Origin of the sequence: Ottowia sp. (assembly GCF_046348305.1) — a bacterium.
Classification (GTDB): Bacteria; Pseudomonadota; Gammaproteobacteria; order Burkholderiales; family Burkholderiaceae_C; genus Ottowia.
The window spans coordinates 129,107-145,452 of record NZ_JAXMEM010000011.1; the positions used below are offsets into that span (position 1 = coordinate 129,107).

Annotated in this window: 16 protein-coding genes; 9 read left to right on the forward strand and 7 right to left on the reverse strand. The window is 67.4% G+C overall.

The window, feature by feature from the left end; translation table 11 throughout:
- Positions 1-50: 50 nt before the first annotated feature.
- Both U1F38_RS14390 and U1F38_RS14395 read left to right on the forward strand, forming a co-directional pair.
- Positions 51-446 (forward strand): hypothetical protein, encoded by a 396-nt coding sequence (locus U1F38_RS14390; RefSeq protein WP_409987759.1) that lies wholly within the window; start codon positions 51-53, stop codon positions 444-446.
- 8 nt (positions 447-454) lie between these two features.
- On the forward strand, positions 455-643 hold the full coding sequence (locus tag U1F38_RS14395) for an AbrB/MazE/SpoVT family DNA-binding domain-containing protein (RefSeq protein ID WP_409987760.1): 189 nt from the start codon (positions 455-457) through the stop codon (positions 641-643).
- 126 nt (positions 644-769) lie between these two features.
- Here the strand turns inward: U1F38_RS14395 and lspA are convergent, their stop codons facing one another.
- The 3 genes from lspA to U1F38_RS14410 all read right to left on the reverse strand — a co-directional run bounded on the left by lspA (position 770) and on the right by U1F38_RS14410 (position 5,261).
- On the reverse strand, positions 770-1,285 hold the full coding sequence (gene lspA / locus U1F38_RS14400) for a signal peptidase II (protein ID WP_409987761.1): 516 nt from the start codon (positions 1,283-1,285) through the stop codon (positions 770-772).
- Position 1,286: 1 nt separating this feature from the next.
- A complete protein-coding gene (gene ileS, locus U1F38_RS14405; protein ID WP_409987762.1) occupies positions 1,287-4,121 on the reverse strand; it encodes an isoleucine--tRNA ligase in 2,835 nt (944 codons plus the stop codon).
- 117 nt (positions 4,122-4,238) lie between these two features.
- A complete protein-coding gene (locus U1F38_RS14410; protein WP_409987763.1) occupies positions 4,239-5,261 on the reverse strand; it encodes a bifunctional riboflavin kinase/FAD synthetase in 1,023 nt (340 codons plus the stop codon).
- Between the two features lie 403 nt (positions 5,262-5,664).
- Between U1F38_RS14410 and U1F38_RS14415 the strand changes: the two genes are divergently transcribed.
- Together U1F38_RS14415 and U1F38_RS14420 are read left to right on the forward strand one after the other, a co-directional pair.
- Positions 5,665-6,222, forward strand: a complete 558-nt coding sequence (locus tag U1F38_RS14415) for an HNH endonuclease (RefSeq protein ID WP_409987764.1) — start codon at positions 5,665-5,667, stop codon at positions 6,220-6,222.
- A gap of 34 nt (positions 6,223-6,256) precedes the next feature.
- Positions 6,257-6,838 carry an AAA family ATPase gene (locus U1F38_RS14420; protein WP_409987765.1) on the forward strand — a complete coding sequence of 194 codons (582 nt, stop codon included), beginning with the start codon at positions 6,257-6,259 and terminating at the stop codon, positions 6,836-6,838.
- Between the two features lie 868 nt (positions 6,839-7,706).
- Here the strand turns inward: U1F38_RS14420 and U1F38_RS14425 are convergent.
- The 4 genes from U1F38_RS14425 to fdxA are packed head-to-tail and all read right to left on the reverse strand — an operon-like array spanning position 7,707 to position 10,737.
- Positions 7,707-8,894 carry an amidohydrolase family protein gene (locus tag U1F38_RS14425; protein ID WP_409987766.1) on the reverse strand — a complete coding sequence of 396 codons (1,188 nt, stop codon included), beginning with the start codon at positions 8,892-8,894 and terminating at the stop codon, positions 7,707-7,709.
- A 29-nt stretch (positions 8,895-8,923) separates the two neighbouring features.
- Positions 8,924-9,628, reverse strand: coding sequence for a TetR family transcriptional regulator (locus tag U1F38_RS14430; protein ID WP_409987767.1), 705 nt, complete (start codon positions 9,626-9,628; stop codon positions 8,924-8,926).
- On the reverse strand, positions 9,625-10,398 hold the full coding sequence (locus U1F38_RS14435; RefSeq protein WP_409987768.1) for a ferredoxin--NADP reductase: 774 nt from the start codon (positions 10,396-10,398) through the stop codon (positions 9,625-9,627). The genes U1F38_RS14430 and U1F38_RS14435 overlap by 4 nt, the downstream gene beginning before the upstream one ends.
- A 15-nt stretch (positions 10,399-10,413) precedes the next feature.
- On the reverse strand, positions 10,414-10,737 hold the full coding sequence (gene fdxA / locus U1F38_RS14440; RefSeq protein ID WP_409987769.1) for a ferredoxin FdxA: 324 nt from the start codon (positions 10,735-10,737) through the stop codon (positions 10,414-10,416).
- Between the two features lie 188 nt (positions 10,738-10,925).
- On the opposite strand from fdxA, the gene U1F38_RS14445 reads away from it, so the two are divergent.
- The 5 genes from U1F38_RS14445 to U1F38_RS14465 all read left to right on the forward strand — a co-directional run bounded on the left by U1F38_RS14445 (position 10,926) and on the right by U1F38_RS14465 (position 16,294).
- Positions 10,926-12,539, forward strand: coding sequence for a 6-hydroxynicotinate reductase (locus U1F38_RS14445; RefSeq protein WP_409987770.1), 1,614 nt, complete (start codon positions 10,926-10,928; stop codon positions 12,537-12,539).
- Between the two features lie 3 nt (positions 12,540-12,542).
- Positions 12,543-13,460: a UPF0280 family protein gene (locus U1F38_RS14450; protein WP_409987771.1), complete on the forward strand. Its 918-nt coding sequence runs from the start codon at positions 12,543-12,545 to the stop codon at positions 13,458-13,460.
- On the forward strand, positions 13,457-14,098 hold the full coding sequence (locus U1F38_RS14455; RefSeq protein ID WP_409987772.1) for an amino acid synthesis family protein: 642 nt from the start codon (positions 13,457-13,459) through the stop codon (positions 14,096-14,098). Before U1F38_RS14450 ends, U1F38_RS14455 begins: the two co-directional genes overlap by 4 nt.
- A gap of 340 nt (positions 14,099-14,438) precedes the next feature.
- The gene (locus U1F38_RS14460) at positions 14,439-15,023 is read left to right on the forward strand and encodes an amino acid synthesis family protein (RefSeq protein ID WP_409987773.1); all 585 of its coding nucleotides are present in this window, start codon (positions 14,439-14,441) and stop codon (positions 15,021-15,023) included.
- 80 nt (positions 15,024-15,103) lie between these two features.
- Positions 15,104-16,294, forward strand: coding sequence for an ABC transporter substrate-binding protein (locus U1F38_RS14465; RefSeq protein WP_409987789.1), 1,191 nt, complete (start codon positions 15,104-15,106; stop codon positions 16,292-16,294).
- The last annotated feature ends 52 nt before the right edge of the window (positions 16,295-16,346 follow it).

Here is a 16,346-nt window from a genome sequence, read left to right on the forward strand (position 1 = left end):
CCTTGCGACGGCACAATCCGTGCGTGAAGAACACATCCAAGGAGTCGCCAATGCCCACTGAACGCCGCACGCTGGCCCAACTCGTGGCGGCCGCGTGCCTGCTGGCGGTGCTGGCCTTGGGCGCCGCGCCGCCGGCGCACGCCGCCCAGCTTGCCATCACCCAACCGGCCAACGAAGAGACCATCCACAGCAACCCGGGCGAGGTGCTGGTGCGCGTGCAGGCCACCGGCGCCACCCCGGGCAGCCGCGTGCGCCTGTTCGTCGATGGGGCGCAGCAGTCCCAGGACCAGGGCGGTGGCGTGTTTGTCCTGCGCGGCGTCGAGCGCGGGGCGCACGTCCTGCGGGCCGAGTTGATCGACGCCCAGGGCAACCTGGTGGCGGCGGCGCAGCCCGTGACCTTCTATCTGTGGCAGGCCTCGAGGCTCAATCGGCATCGGGGAAGATGAGGGGGAGCATGGTGATGCGAGTTCCGGTTCCCGTCCCCAAGGCCGCGCGCCAAGCGCTGCGCCGGCACGCCGGGCAAGAGCTTGCCCTCATTCCGAAAGGCAAGGGTGTGCGCGTCGTGCCCGTGCCTGAATGGGCCCAGTTGCAGGGTGTCGCCAAGGGTGCACGCAGGGGTGGCTATCGCGATCGCAAGGACTGATCGGGATGCTTGCTGGCTTGCGCGCAATCGGTGTCTCGCACCGGGGCAGCCGCCCGATGCGCGTTGGACGGGCGTCAATCGTCGTGGTAGCGCCGGGCAATGATCGTCGGCGCGAACGGCGTCAGCTCATTTGCCGCGCCGCACCCGCAGCAACTCATCCAGGATCATCCCCACTGCCCCCGCCGTGATGGCGGCATCGGCCAGGTTGAAGGCGGGAAAGTGCCCACGGTAGAACAGGCCGTCCAGAAAAGGCCAGTGAAAGTCCAGAAAGTCCACCACGTAGCCGTGCTGCAGCCGGTCGATGACGTTGCCGACGGCGCCGCCCAGGATCATGGCCAGCGAGAATGAAAACAGCTTCTGCCCCGCATGCTGGCGCAGCAGCCAGACGATGAAGCCCGACGCGGCCAGCGCCAGCGCGACGAAGAACCAGCGCTGCCAGCCGCTGCCGCCGGCCAGAAACGAAAACGCCGCGCCGGTGTTGTGGGCGCGCACGATGTTGAAAAACCCGGTGATGCGGGTGGCGTCGCCCAGTTGATAGGCGCCCAGGATCAGCCACTTGCTGAGTTGATCCAGCAGCACGACCAGAGCGGCCAGCGCCAGCCACAGGGCCAGGCTGGCGCCTGTTGATTTGCCGCGTGCCATGTCAGGCGAAATGCCGGCTCTCGCCGTTGCCATACAGGTTGCTCACGCAGCGACCGCACAGGGTGGGGTGTTCGGCATCATGGCCGACGTCGGCGCGGTAGTGCCAGCAGCGTTCGCATTTTTGATGTTTTGAGGCGCTGGCGCTTGCCTGGAGCGCGCTGCCAGCAATCAAATCAATAGCGGATGTGATGAACACGAAGCGCAACTCGTCGCCCAGGCTTGTCAGCAGCGCCTGGTCTTCGGGCGGCACGGTGAGTTGCAGCTCGGCCTGCAGGGACGAGCCGACTTCGCCTTTTTCGCGCACCGCCTCGATCTCCTTGTTGGCCGCTTCGCGCACGGCGCGGATGCGCGCCCACTTGGCCAGCAGCGCGGCGTCGGGCGCGTCGAAGGTCCAGAATTCTTCGAGAAAGATCGACTCGCTCTTGCCCACCAGCTTCCACGCCTCCTCGGCGGTGAAGCTGAGAAAGGGCGCCATCCAGCGCAGCAGGGCCTGCGTCAATTGCCACAGCGCGGTCTGCGCGCTGCGCCGCGCCAGGCTCTTGGGCTGCGTGGTGTAGAGGCGGTCTTTCAGCACGTCCAGATAAAAGCCGCCCAGGTCTTCGGAGCAGAACAATTGCAGCTTGGCGACGACCGGGTGGAACTCGTACACCTCGTAGTGCGCCAGCACCTCGGCCTGGAACTGCGCCGCGCGCGCCAGCAGCCAGCGGTCGATCTCCAGCATCTGCGCGGCCGGCACGGCGTCCTTGGCGGGATCGAAGTCGCTGGTGTTGGCCAGCAGAAAGCGCAGGGTGTTGCGGATGCGGCGGTAGGTGTCCACCACGCGCGCCATGATCTTGTCGTCGCCGGCGATGTCGCCCGAGTAGTCGCTGGAGGCCGTCCACAGGCGCAGCAGCTCGGCGCCCCATTTCTTGTTGGCCTCCTGCAGGTCGATGCCGTTGCCCAGGCTCTTGCTCATCTTGCGGCCCTGCGCGTCGACCGTGAAGCCGTGCGTCAGCAGGCTGCGGTAGGGCGCGCGGCCGCGGATGGCGCTGGCCAGCAGCAGCGACGAATGAAACCACCCGCGGTGCTGGTCGTGGCCCTCCAGGTACATGTCGGCCTCGGGGCCGCTGGCGTGGTGTTCGTTGGGGTGCGAGCCGCACAGCACGTGCTCGAAGGTCGAGCCCGAGTCGAACCACACCTCCAGGATGTCGTTGAACTTGCGGTAGTGCTGCGCGTCTTCCGTGCCCAGGATCTCCTCGGCTGTGACGCGGCTCCAGGCCTCGATGCCGCCCTGGTCGATGATGTCGGCCGCCTGGTCCAGGATTTCGAGCGTGCGCGGGTGCAGCTCGTCCGTCTCCTTGTGCAAGAAGAAGGCGATCGGCACGCCCCAGGCGCGCTGGCGGCTGATGACCCAGTCGGGTCGGCCGGCGATCATGTCGCGCAGGCGGGCCTTGCCGGAGGGCGGGTAGAACGCCGTTTGCTCGATGGCGCGCAGCGCGGTGGTGCGCAGGGTCTCGGCGGCCTTGTCCTTGGTGAACACGCCTTCGCCTTCGTCCATGCGCACGAACCATTGCGAGGCGGCGCGGTAGATCACGGGCGACTTGTGGCGCCAGCAGTGCGGATAGCTGTGCTGCAGGCTGCTGGTGGCCAGCAGGCGCCCGGCCTCATCCAGCGTCTTGATGATGACGGGCACGGCCTTCCAGATGTTCAGGCCGCCAAACAGCGGGAAGTCATCGGCGTAGCTGCCGCCGCCTTGCACGGGGTTGAGGATGTCCTCATGCGCCAGGCCGTGGGCGACGCAGGAGTTGAAGTCTTCCACGCCATAGGCGGGCGATGAATGCACGATGCCGGTGCCGTCGGTGTCGGTGGCATAGTCGGCCAGATACACGGGCGAGAGACGCCGGTAGCCGGCATCGACGTCGTACAGGGGGTGCTTGAATTCGAGGCCGGCCAGCTTCTCGCCTTTGGCGGTGGCGAGGACTTTGCCATCGATTCCATAGCGCTTCAGGCAGTCTTCGACGCGCGCCGTGGCCAGCACCAGCAGGCCCTTGGGGGTGTCGACCAGCGCGTATTCGATCTCGGGGCCCAGGTTGAGTGCCTGGTTGGCCGGGATGGTCCAGGCCGTCGTCGTCCAGATGACGACGAAGGCGGGCTTGTCCAGTTGGGGCAGGCCAAAGGCGGCGGCCAGCTTGTCCGGCTGGGCCGCTTCAAACGCGACATCGACGGTGTTGCTCTTCTTGTCCTGATACTCGATCTCGGCCTCGGCCAGGGCCGATCCGCAGTCGAAGCACCAATAAACCGGCTTGAGCCCCCGATAGACGAAGCCGCGCTCGATCAGGCGCTTGAACACGCGCAGCTCGCCCGCCTCGTTGCCGAAGTTCATCGTCTTGTACGGGTTGTCCCACTCGCCCAGCACGCCCAGGCGCTTGAAGTCGGCCATCTGCAGGGCGATCTGCTCGGTGGCGTAGGCGCGGCCCCTGGCCTGCATCTCATCGCGGCTGAGTTTGCGGCCGTACAGCTTTTCGATCTGGTTTTCGATCGGCAGGCCGTGGCAGTCCCAGCCGGGCACGTAGTGCGCGTCCATGCCCGAGAGTTGCTGGGCCTTGACGATCATGTCCTTCAGGATCTTGTTGACCGCGTGGCCGGCGTGCAGCGTGCCGTTGGCATACGGCGGGCCGTCGTGCAGGATGAATTTCTCGCGCCCCGCGCGGGCGGCGCGCAGCCGCTTGTACAGGCCCTGGTCTTCCCAGTCCTTGACCCAGCCGGGCTCGCGCTTGGGCAGGTCGCCGCGCATGGGGAAGGGCGTGTCGGGCAGGTTGAGCGTGGCGCGGTAGTCGGTCTGGGTGTCGGTGGTCATGGCGGGGGGCAAAGCGGAATATGAGTCAAATCAGCCGTTTGCGCTTGACTGGTGTGCGCAGGCAGCTACCAAAGCAGGAGTGGGGCGCAGGGCGGCGTGCGGGGCGCCGCGGCCCCTTCAAATTCGCGCCGGGTGTGCGGCCAGCCAGGCGCGCGCGTCGGCCAGGTCGCGCGCAATGCCTTCGGCGAGCGCCGCCAGGCTGTGATAGCGCAACTCGTCGTGCAGTTTGTGCAGCAGTTCCACGCGGATGATTTTACCGTAGGCCCCTTCGGCACCCAGGTGCGCGGGCCACTGCAGGCAATGGGTTTCCAGCAGCACGCGCCCGCCGTTGATGTCGTGCGGATCGAGCGAGGGGCGCACGCCCAGGTTGGCCACGCCGGGCAGCGGCGCATCCCCCAGCCCGTGCACGCGCACCACGAAGATGCCGCTGGCGGCGGGCTTCCAGGCATGCGAGCGGCGCGAAAAGCGCAGGTTCAGCGTGCGAAAGCCGTCGCCGAGGCCGGCCGCGCTCTCGCCCAGCGCCCGGCCCAAATGGCGCCCATGCACCACGTGGCCGCTGATGGCGTAGGGCCGCCCCAGCAGCGCGGCGGCCTCATCCATGCGCCCGGCGGCCAGGGCGTTGCGCACCGCCGTGCTGGACACGCGCTCGCCATGCACCTCGTAGCTTTGCATGCGCGCCACGTCAAAACCCTGCTGCTGGCCGGCCGCGTCCAGCATGGCGTAGTCGCCCGCGCGCTTGGCGCCAAAGCGAAAGTCGTCGCCCACCAGCACGTAGCGCACGCCCAGGGCCCGCACCAGCATGTCGTCGATGAAGGCCTGGGGCGGCTGCGCCGCCAACCGCGCGTTGAACGGCAGCACGATGGCCTGGTCGATGCCGCAACGCGCCAACTCGGCCAGCTTGTCGCGGAAGGTGACGATGCGCGCGGGCGCCAGCTCGGGCTTGTTCAGCAGCGCGGCGAAGTGGTCGCGCGGGTGCGGCTCGAAGCTCATCACGCAGCTGGGCACGCCGCGTTGCGCCGCCTCGGCGCGCAGCAGCGCCAGCATGGCCTGGTGGCCGCGATGCACGCCGTCGAAGTTGCCGATGGTGAGCGCGCAACCCGGGGCGATGCCGGGGTGGTGCAGGCCGCGAAAGATTTTCATGATCCTAAAAGCGGTGGTTGGATGCGCTTGCCGGTGCCGCTATCGGCGTGCCAGGCAAGGCGCGACAACGCTGCGGGCTGGTGCCCGCAAGGTGGAGCAACGCCGCATGGCGCGCTGAGAGCGGTGCTGGCAAGCGCATAGTGCGGTTCCCCGAGAGGTGAAGGTGATCGGAGCCAGTGAAGTTGGGCATGATGTGGCTTGCAGGAGCATGGCAAACGGTCAACCGCCGCTTTTGGGATTATTGAATTGATAGCGCCTCGCGCAAGCCACGTCCGCGCCAGACGGTCAAATCCTTTTGAAAAAAAGAGTATATTGCCAAGGCGCCTGCCGGTTTGCCGCAGGCGCGGCGCGGTCGGCGCTGGCAACGCCGGTCACACAGGGGTTCCGCATCAGGAGTCGTTTTGTGAAGGTGCTCAAGCTGTCGGCCCAAGGGCTGCCGCAATCGTGGATTTCGCTGGAACAGGCGGTCATCCATTACGCCGCCGAAGAGGTGCGCTGGGAGGCGGGCGGGCGCATCGCGGTGTTTCACGGCGGGCACAACGCCGTCACCGGCGCGCAGTCGATCATCGAGGTCAACAGCATCATCGGCACGCGCGGCGTGCCCGGCATCAACCCCTTCGAGCTGCGCCCCGGCCTGACCAACGCCAAGCTGTTTGCGCGCGACCGCAACGTGTGCGCCTACTGTGGCGGGCATTTCCACGAAACCGAGCTCACGCGCGAGCACATCACGCCGCTGGCCCAGCGCGGACGCGACCACTGGATGAACGTGGTCACCGCCTGCCGCGCCTGCAACCACCGCAAGAGCGACCGCACGCCCGAACAGGCGCGCATGCCCCTGTTGTACGCCCCCTACGTGCCCAGCCTGTGGGAAGACTTCATCCTGCGCAACCGCCGCATCCTGGCCGACCAGATGGAGTTCCTGATGGCGCACCTGCCGCGCACGTCGCGCCTGCACAGTTGAGGGCCACGATCGCCGGTGCGGCTATCCTTGCCGCATGCCCCGCCTGATCTTTTTTTGCGGCCACGCCGGCACCGGCAAGACCACGCTGGCCAAGCGCGCCCTGCCGGCCTTGCATGCGCGCAGCGGCCAATCGTTTTGCCTGCTCGACAAGGACACCCTGTATGGCGACTACAGCAGCGCCGTGATGGGCGTGCTCACGGGCGACCCCAACGACCGCGACAGCCCCTTGTATCTGCAACACCTGCGTGCGCCCGAGTACGCGGGGCTGCTGAACACGGCGCGCGAGAACCTGTCTCTGGACGTCAACTGCATTGTCGTCGGCCCCCTGTCGCGCGAAGTGCGGGCGCACCACCTGGCCGACCGCGCCTGGCTGGGCGTGGCCGACGACGTGGCCGTGCATGTGGTGTGGGTGCATCTGCAAGAGGCCGAAGCGCGCCGGCGCATCCAGGCGCGCGGCAACCCCAACGATGTCTGGAAGCTGGCGCACTGGGACGCGTATCGAACGCGGCTGTTCATGCCCGATGCGGCGCAATACCCCGAGCTGCTGCTGCATGACAACACGCAGGCGTCGAACGAGTCCTTCGAAGCCTTGCTGGATGCCTTGAGCCGGGCTTGAGTGTCGTTGCGATCCTGCTCCCTCGCCTCTTTGGGGAGAGGGTTGGGGGTGAGGGGCTTTCGGCGATCGATCCGTTGTCGCCGCTTGTTCCGTGGTTGATTCTGCATATTCTCGCTGGCCGGGATGTGCGCCCGGCGGCGCACCTACTTTCTTTTGCGTCGCCAAAAGAAAGTAGGCAAAGAAAAGGCGACCCCACTGGCCGTGTCCCTTCGCTTCGCTGCGGGCAACCTGCGATGCTCGGTCATGGGGCGGTGCTGCGGAACTCGCTTTGTTCGCTGCGCTCACGCCGCTCAGACAACCGCAGCAAGTCAGTCCACGATGCATGGGCATGCTGCGCTGCCCATGCCCGCCCCACGCCCTGCGCTTCTCGGCACGGCCAGAGGGGACTTGAACTCCAACACGGGCCATCGCTGCGCTCGGCCCCGCCAACAGCCAAACCTGGGGCCGAGCGCAGCGATGGCCCGAATGGGTTTTCCACCCCCTTGAGGCTGCGCCTGCGGCGCGGCGCTTGCGGGGTGGCGCGTGCAGCGCAGCATGCACGCGCTTCGTGGACTGACTCGCCGCGGTTGTTTGAGCGCAGTGAGCGAAGTGAACGCAGCGAGTTCTGCGGCGCACCCCGCAAGCGCTGTGACGCAGGTTTGCCCCGCAGCGAAGCGCAGGGGTCGCAGACGTGGGGTCGCCTTTCTTTGGTTCCTTTCTTTGGCGAAGCAAAGAAAGGGACTGCGCCGCCGGGCGCATATCCCGGCCAGCGGAAAAAAGCAGCGCCACCCAAGCATCGAACAACGGCCAACAAATCCAACGCCAGCGGCCCCTCACCCCACCCTCTCCCCATAGGGGCGAGAGAGCAAGGCAACGCCAGCGCGGCGCGCTATAAAACCACCGGCACCTCGGTTGCGGGCGGCGTGTTGCGGCTGCGGCCGCAGCGCACCAGGCCGTCGATCACGACCATGCCGATGCCGGGGATGTCGCCCAGCTGCACGCTGTCCAGCAGGTCGCGGCCGGCACTGTGCTGGGCCTTGTCCATGAAGACGAAATCGGCCGCGCGGCCCACCTCGATCAAGCCGCAGTTGAGCTGGCGCATGCGCGCGGTGTTGCCGGTGGCAAAGCCGAACACCACCTCGGCCGGGATGCCGGCGAAGCTGGAGATCAGCGCGATCATGCGCAAGATGCCCAGCGGCTGCACGCCCGAGCCGGCGGGGCCGTCGGTGCCCAGGATCACGCGGTGCGGGCACTTCAGGTCGATGGCCGCGCGCGCCGCCTCGATGGCGATCTTCTCGTTGCCGTTGTGCACCAGCTCGATGGCGCGGCTGGACTTTTCGCACAGCTCGCACACGTGCTTCCACGGCAGGGCGGTGTGGCCGCCGTTGATGTGGCCGATGATGTCGGCGTCGGCGGCCAGCACCACGTCCTTGTCGATCAGGCCCGAGCCGGGAATGGACGGGCCGCCGGTGTGGATGGTGCTCTGGATGCCGTACTTGCGCGCCCAGGCCACCATCTGCTGCGCCTCCTCGCCGGCCTTGACCGAACCCAGGCCCACCTCGCCCAGCAGCTTGACGCCCGCATCGGCCAGGTCCTTGAAGTCCTGCTCGATCATGCCCTTTTCGATCACCGGCGCGCCGGCCAGCACCTTCACGCCGCCGGGGCGGAAGTTGTCGAACGCGCGCTGCGCCGTGATCGCCAGCGCCTTCAGGCCGACGATGTCCTTGGGCCGGCCCGGCAAGTGCACCTCGCCGGCCGAGATCATGGTGGTCACGCCGCCGTTCATGGTCGATTCGATCCAGCCCAGTTGGCCCTGGCGCGGTGTCCAGTCGCCAAAAACGGGGTGGACGTGGCTGTCGATCAGGCCGGGCGCCACGGCGGTGCGGCGCGCGTCGATGGTGTGTTTGGCGCCTTCGGTGTCGCAGTCCGCGCGCTTGCCCACGGCGGTGATCAGGCCGTCATGCACCACGATGGTGTCGGCGTCCAGGATGGGTCGGTCGATGTCGCCCGAGAGCAGCAGGCCGATGTTCTGGATGACGAGCTTGCCGGATTTTTCGGTGGCGGTGGCTTCGGCCATGACGGGGCTCCTTGACGTGGGTGGATGGATCAGGCGCGCACGGCGCGCAAGACGGTATCGATGACCTGCTGGTGCCAGTGCGCGAGCGCCTCGGGGCTTTCGAGCCGGGCACCGAAAAAAGCCGACAGCGTGTGGCGGTTGGACAGGTAGAAGTAGTTCAGGCTGGCGATCATCAGGTACACGTCGCGCGCCGACAAGCCGGCGCGAAACACGCCCTGCGCCACGCCGGCGGCCAGCACCGTGTCGATGATCTGCGTGGCGGGCGAGGAATAGTCGTGCGCGCGCAGCGACTTGGTGATGTGCTTGCCGCGATGCAGGTTCTCGTCGTTCAGCAGGGTGATGAACTCGGGGTTGCGCTGGTAGTAGTTCCAGATGAAGCCGATCACCGCGACCAGGGCCTGCTCGGGCTCGTCGGCATTCAGCTTGAGCGCCGCCTCGGCCTCGTTGAAGCGCCGGTACAGGTCTTCAAGCACGGCGATGTACAAGCCTTCCTTGCTGCCAAAATAATAGTAGATCATGCGGTCATGCGACTTGGCCGCCCTGGAGATCTGCTCCACCCGCCCGCCCGAAAAACCGTGCTTGGCAAAGATGCGCGTGGCCGCGCGCAGGATGGCCTCCTGCGTCTCCTGCGCCGCCTGCTCGCGCACGCCCGGCTTGCGCCCGGGCTTGGCCAGGCCGCGCGGCGCGGCACGGGCGGGGGCGGAAGCGGGGGCGAGGGCCAGGTTGGTTTTCATGACTCGGCAAACGCCCGCTCGATCACGAAGTCGCCCGGGCGGGAGGTGCTGCCTTCCTTGAAACCGCGCGATTCCAGCAGATGTCGCAGGTCCTTGAGCATGGCTGGGCTGCCGCAGATCATGGCGCGGTCGTGCGCGGCGTCCAGCGCGGGCACGTCCAGGTCGGCAAACAGCTTGCCCGTTCCGATCAGGTCGGGGATGCGGCCGACGTTGCGAAAGTCCTGGCGCGTGACGGTGGGGTAGTACAGCAACTGGGTGGCGATCATGTCGCCCAGGAACTCATGGCTGGGCAGGTGCTGCAAGATGACGTCGTGATACGCCAGCTCATCGACCGTGCGCACGCCGTGCACCAGGATGATCTGCTCGAACTTCTCGTAGCTCTCCGGGTCGCGGATGATGCTCATGAAGGGCGCCAGGCCCGTGCCGGTGGAGAACAGGTACAGGCGCTTGCCCGGCAGCAGGTAGTCCACCACCAGGGTGCCCGTGGGCTTGCGCCCGACGACGATGCTGTCACCCACCTGGATGTGCTGCAGGCGCGAGGTGAGGGGCCCGTCCTCGATCTTGATGCTGAGGAATTCGAGGTGATCCTCGTAGTTGGGCGAGGCGATGGAGTAGGCGCGCAGCAGCGGCTTTTCGTCCACGCGCAGACCGATCATGGTGAAGTGGCCGTTGGAAAAGCGCAGCGCCGCGTCGCGCGTGGTGGTGAAGCTGAACAGGCGGTCGGTCCAGTGGCGCACGCTCAGCACGCGCTCTTCGATGAAGGCACTCATGATGGTCGAAGGGATTCAGGCCGTCAGCGTGGCGTACTTGTTCGTCAGGTCTTTCCACTGCTCGGCGTCGGGCAGCGGCTCGTGGCTTTTGGAGATGACCGGCCATTGCGGGGACGGATCCCGGTTGATCGCGGTGAAGTGGCGCTGGTCGGCGGGCAGGTCTTCTTCGGCATAGATGGCGTTGACGGGGCACTCGGGGATGCACACGGCGCAGTCGATGCACTCGTCGGGGTCGATCACCAGGAAGTGCGGTCCCTCCTTGAAGCAGTCGACCGGGCACACGTCCACGCAGTCGGTGTACTTGCAGCGCACGCAGGCGTCGGTGACGACATGGGTCATGAATGCTCCTGGACGCGGCATGCCGGTGGGGCGCCAGCGCGTGCGGGTCGCGCGTTGTTTTTCATCCGGAAAAGACTACACCAGAATTTTCCACTTCGGTTCAGGGTTTACTCCATGTTGATTCAGTGGCTACTCCATTAAATTGACAAGGCCACGCCATGCGCGCGGCCCACCGACTCCGCTGCCCGATGACCGAACACACCCGAACCGATGGCTTGCCCGAGCTGGCCGAACCCCAGGTGCTCGAGCGCGCCCGCCCGCGCAACGAGCGCATGGCGGCCACCAAGGTCGAGTGCAACGCCTGCCCCATCCTGTGCCAGATCGCCGAGGGCCGCGCCGGCGCGTGCGACCGCTACGCCAACCAGGGCGGCGTGCTGATCCGCGTCGATCCGGTCGTGCTGTTGCGCAAGACCGTGGACGAAGGGCGCGCGCCCCTGGTGCAGTTCAGCGGCCGGGTGGTGCAGGACACGGGCGAGCCGGCGCAGGACGTGTCGCAGGCGCCCGACTGGGATGGCGATCTGCTGCGCGCCGACGAGGTTTTCGTCACCGGCATCGGCTCGTCCACCACCTACCCCGACTACAAGCCCGCGCCCTTCATCGTCGGCTCCAGCGCGCAGGGCGTGGACATGGTGACGGTGGTGACCGAAGGCATCTTCAGCTATTGCAGCCTGAAGGTGAAGATCGACACCGACCGCTACCTGGGACCCGAACAGGCCAACGTGCGCTGCAAGGGCGAGGTGGTGGGCCACGTCACCACGGCCGAATACGGCTCGCAGATGCTGTCGCTGGGCGGGGTGCATCACCTCACGGGCGGCAGCAAGAAGGAAGGCCGCGTCACGCTGGAGGTGATGGAGCAGCTGGGCAACAAGCACGCGGTGGAGCTGGCCATCGACGGCGGCTCGCAGATCGTGATTGCGGCCGGCCAGGCGCCCATCGTCAACGGCGTGACGGAGCAGCGCATGCGGGTGGGCTGCGGCTCGGCCACGGTGGGCATCTTTGCCAAGCAGCTGTACGGTCAGGTCGACGAGGTGGTGGTGGTGGACGACCACATCACCGGTGTGCTGACCGAGCACCAGGCCGGTCGCTGCCTGGACATGCGGCCCTCGGGGATCGTCATGCGTGGGCGCAAATCCACCCCGGGGCGCTACTTTCAGGTGGCCAGTCCCGGCACCGGCTGGGGCGGCACCGACATCGCCGATCCGCTGTCGGTCATCGAGGGCTGGGATGTGAAGCTGGCCTGGCCCGGCCTGCGCCTGCTGATGACCTCGACCACCGGCGAGCACGCCGCGTGGTACGTGCTGGACGAACAACTCGTGCCGCGCGAGCAGCCCATGCCCGTGGGTGCACAGGCGGTGGTGGCGCGCATCGGCGAGAACTGCGAGCCCTCGCTCACCACGGTGCTGTTTCTGGGCGGCGCGGGCGGCAGCCTGCGCGCGGGCGCCACCGAAAATCCGGTGCTGCTCACGCGCGCCATCAAGAACGCGCTGGTCAACGTCACCTGCGGCGGCGCGCCGGCCTATGTGTGGCCGGGCGGCGGCATCACCGTGATGGTCGATGTGATGCGCATGCCCGATCGCAGCTTCGGCACCGTGCCCACGCCCGCCATCGTGGCGCCCATCGAGTTTTCCATGCGCCGTGCCGATTACGCCGTCTTGGGTGGGCACGTCAAGGCTGTGCGCCCACTGGAGGAGGTGCTGCGCACGGGTGCCTGGCACAACGACGGCGCGCCCACGCGGCGCTTCTGGGCGGGCGCCAATCCCGCCAACCCCTGGCCCATCGGCCACAAGCCGCAACTGGGCTGAACCATGGCTGCGCAGCGCATGCTCCTGGCCGATGGCCGGCTGCACCTGCAGCACGGGCCGATGGACATCGTCATCGGCGCCGAGGGCGACGGTCAGGCCGTGCGCCAGTCCCATGCCGCCGCCTGGCAGCGCTTTCGCGGTCTGCTGGACGAGCTGGTGGCCGAGCTGCCCGCGTTGCGCGCGCCGATGGCTGGCCGCTGCCCGGTGCAGGGGCCGGTGGCGCGGCGCATGTGGCAGGCGGTGCGACCGTACCGCGCGGTGTACATCACGCCCATGGCAGCGGTGGCCGGTGCGGTGGCGCAAGAATTGGTGGCGTTCTACCAGCGCCCCGGCGTGCACCGCGCCTGGGTCAACAACGGCGGCGACATCGCCCTGCACCTGACGGCGAGCGAGCGCTTTCGTGTCGGCCTGTTTGCCGACCTGGACCAGTGGCCGCGCGCGCTGGCCACGGCAGGGCTGGCGGTGGATGGTGTGTTCGACATCACGCACGACAGCCCGGTGCGCGGCGTGGCCACCAGCGGCTGGAAGGGGCGCAGCTTTTCACTGGGCATTGCCGACAGCGTGACCGTGCTGGCCGCCACCGCCGCCCAAGCCGACGCGGCGGCCACCCTCATTGGCAACGCTGTGGATGTGGCGCACCCGGGCATCGTGCGCCGCCCGGCCAACACCCTGCGCGACGACAGCGATTTGGGCGCGATCGAGGTGACGGTGGATGTACCCGCGCTCACGCCCGCGCAGGCACAGCTCGCGCTGGCGGCGGGCCGGGCGCGGGCGCTGGATTTGCAGCATGCGGGCCTGATCGTTTCGTGTGTAATCACCTGCCAGGGCCAGGCGACGTCAACGGATGACGCGGCCGGTCGTTTTGTGTTCCTTGACGGCGCGCCGGCGTCGGACGCGCTGCAGGAGACGGAGACCGCATGATCGAGATTCGACGCACCCATACCCATGTGGAAGACATCTTCCACGAGTTCGGCCCTGTGGCCGCCCAGCCGCTCAAGCGCGGTTTCATCGCCGCCGTGCTGACCAACCCCTTTGCCGGCCGCTACGTTGCCGACATCCTGCCCATGATGGAGGCGCTGAACGCCGTCGGCACGCAGATGGCGCACCAACTGCTGGCGGCCATGGCGGTGCCGGCCGAGCGCATCGAGAGCTACGGCAAGGGCGCCATCGTGGGGGCCGCTGGCGAGCTGGAGCACGGCGCGCTGTGGCACGTTCCCGGCGGCTACGCCATGCGCGAGCTGCTGGGCTGGAGCGGCGACCGCGCCGCCTACATGGCGGGCAAGGGCGAGGCCAAGACCGGGCAACCAGGAAACGCGCTGTCCATCGTGCCGTCCACCAAGAAGGTCGGCCCGCCCGGCTGCGCGCTGGACGTGCCGCTGACCCACATCAACGCCAGCTACGTGCGCAGCCACTTCGACGCCATCGAGGCGCGCGTGCCCGGCGGCCCGCTGGCCGACGAGGTGGTCTACCTGCTGGCCATGTCCTGCGGCCCGCGGGTGCATGCGCGGGTGGGGGGCTTGAAGGCAAACGAAATTTCCAAGTGGGATGGCCTGCGCTGAAATGAAGCACACCCCCAGTCTCCACTCGCTGCGCGATGTTTCGCCTGGTGCTCGCCGCCAGAGGCGGCGGCCCTTCGGTCTGTCCAGACCTGCGCAGGCAGGTCTGGAGCCGCAGACCTCAGCCCCCTTGCAGGGGGCCGAGCCTGCGCACAAAAGGTCCGGTGGACCTTTTGTTGGCTGGCGAGGGGCCGGGCCACTGGCCCGGTGCGGCCTGCAAGGCTCGCCAGTGGGCGGGCCAAGCCCTTCCACGGCGATCGCTGGCCTGGCCTGCTCCACGGCCGTTTGGCTCGTTGGGGTTGAGAGGCTGCGGCGAACAATCAACGTCTGAAAGAGATACACCATGGCTGCCAAGATTCGCAAACTGCTGGTTCAGGTCGATGAAACCCGCATCGAGATGGGCCAGACCATCAACCCGCCCACGCGCCGCGCCGTGGCGATGGCGGTGATTGAAAACCCCTGCGCCGGGCGCTATGTGCCCGCGCTCGACGAGCTGATCGACATCGGCGAGGAACTGGGCGCGCTGCTGGGTCAGAAATGCGTGGCCGCGCTGGGCATTGCACCGGGCCAGGCGCAAAGCTACGGCAAGGCCGCCATCGTGGGCGAGGCCGGGGAGATCGAGCACGCCGCTGCGGTTCTGCATCCCAAGCTGGGCGCGCCGCTGCGCAAGGCGGTTGAAAAGGGCGCGGCGCTGGTGCCATCGGCCAAGAAGCGCGGCGGCCTGGGCACGGCCATCGACGTGCCGCTGGGCCACAAGGACGCGGCCTTCGTGCGCAGCCATTTCGACGCGGTGGAGGCGCGCGTGTCCGACGCGCCGCGCGCCAATGAGATCGTCGTGGCCGTGGCCGTGACCGACAGCGGGCGCCCGCTGGCGCGCATCGGCGGCTTGCAGGTGAGCGAGATCAAGGGTGAAGATGGTTTGAGGTGAGCAGGGGCAATCCCTGAATGTTTGACAACAGACTCCATCAAGGAAGGAAAACGACCATGTCGAAGATCACGATGAACGCCATGCGCCGCAGTCTGCTGGCCGGCGCCGCGGGCCTGGTTCTGGCCGCCGGCGCGCAGGCGCAGGGCACGCTCAAGATCGGCGAGATCAACAGCTACAAGGCGCAGCCCGCCTTTCTGGAGCCCTACAAGAAGGGCATGGAGCTGGCGGTCGACGAGATCAACGCCAGCGGCGGCCTGCTGGGCCGCAAGGTGGAGCTGCTGACGCGCGACGACAACGCCAATCCGGGCGACGCGGTGCGCGCCGCCGAGGAGCTGCTCACGCGCGAGAAGGTGGACGTGCTGACGGGCTCCTTCCTGTCCAACATCGGCCTGGCGCTGACCGACTTTGCCAAGCAGAAGAAGACCTTCTTTCTGGCCGGCGAGCCGCTGACCGACAAGATCGTCTGGGCCGACGGCAACCGCTACACCTTCCGCCTGCGCCCCTCCACCTACATGCAGGTGGCCATGCTGACGCCGGGCATGGCGGCCATGAAGAAAAAGCGCTGGGCGCTGGTCTATCCCAACTACGAATACGGCCAGTCGGCCGCCGAGACGTTCAAGAAGCTGCTCAAGGCGGCGCAACCGGATGTCGAGTTCGTCGCCGAGCAGGCCACCCCCTTGGGCAAGGTCGATGCCGGCAGCGTGGTGCAGGCGCTGGCCGACGCCAAACCCGACGCCATCTTCAACGTGCTGTTCGGGGCCGACTTGGCCAAATTCGTGCGCGAGGGCAACACGCGCGGGCTGTTCAAGTCGATCAGCGTGGCCAGCTTGCTGACCGGTGAGCCCGAGTACATGGACCCGCTCAAGGACGACGCGCCCAACGGCTGGCTGGTGACGGGCTATCCCTGGTACGGCATCAAGACCCCCGCGCACGATGCCTTTTTGAAGGCCTACGAGGCCAAGTTCAAGGACTATCCGCGCCTGGGCTCGGTGGTGGGCTACTCGGCCATCAAGTCCATCGCCGCCGGCGTCAAGAAGGCCGGCTCCACCGACACCGACAAGATGGTGGCGGCCTTCAGCGGCCTGCAGGTGGATTCGCCCTTCGGCCCCATCAGCTACCGGCCCGAGGACCACCAGTCCACCATGGGCGCCTACGTGGGCCTGACCAAGAACGAAGGCGGCAAGGGCGTGATGGTGGACTTTCAGTACATGGACGGGGCCAAGTACCTGCCCAATGCAGCGGAAGTGAAAAAGCTGCGCCCCGCGGATTGACGCGCGGTGATTCACGATGAAGCGCCCCTTGTCCGCCCAAATAAGAGTTGAG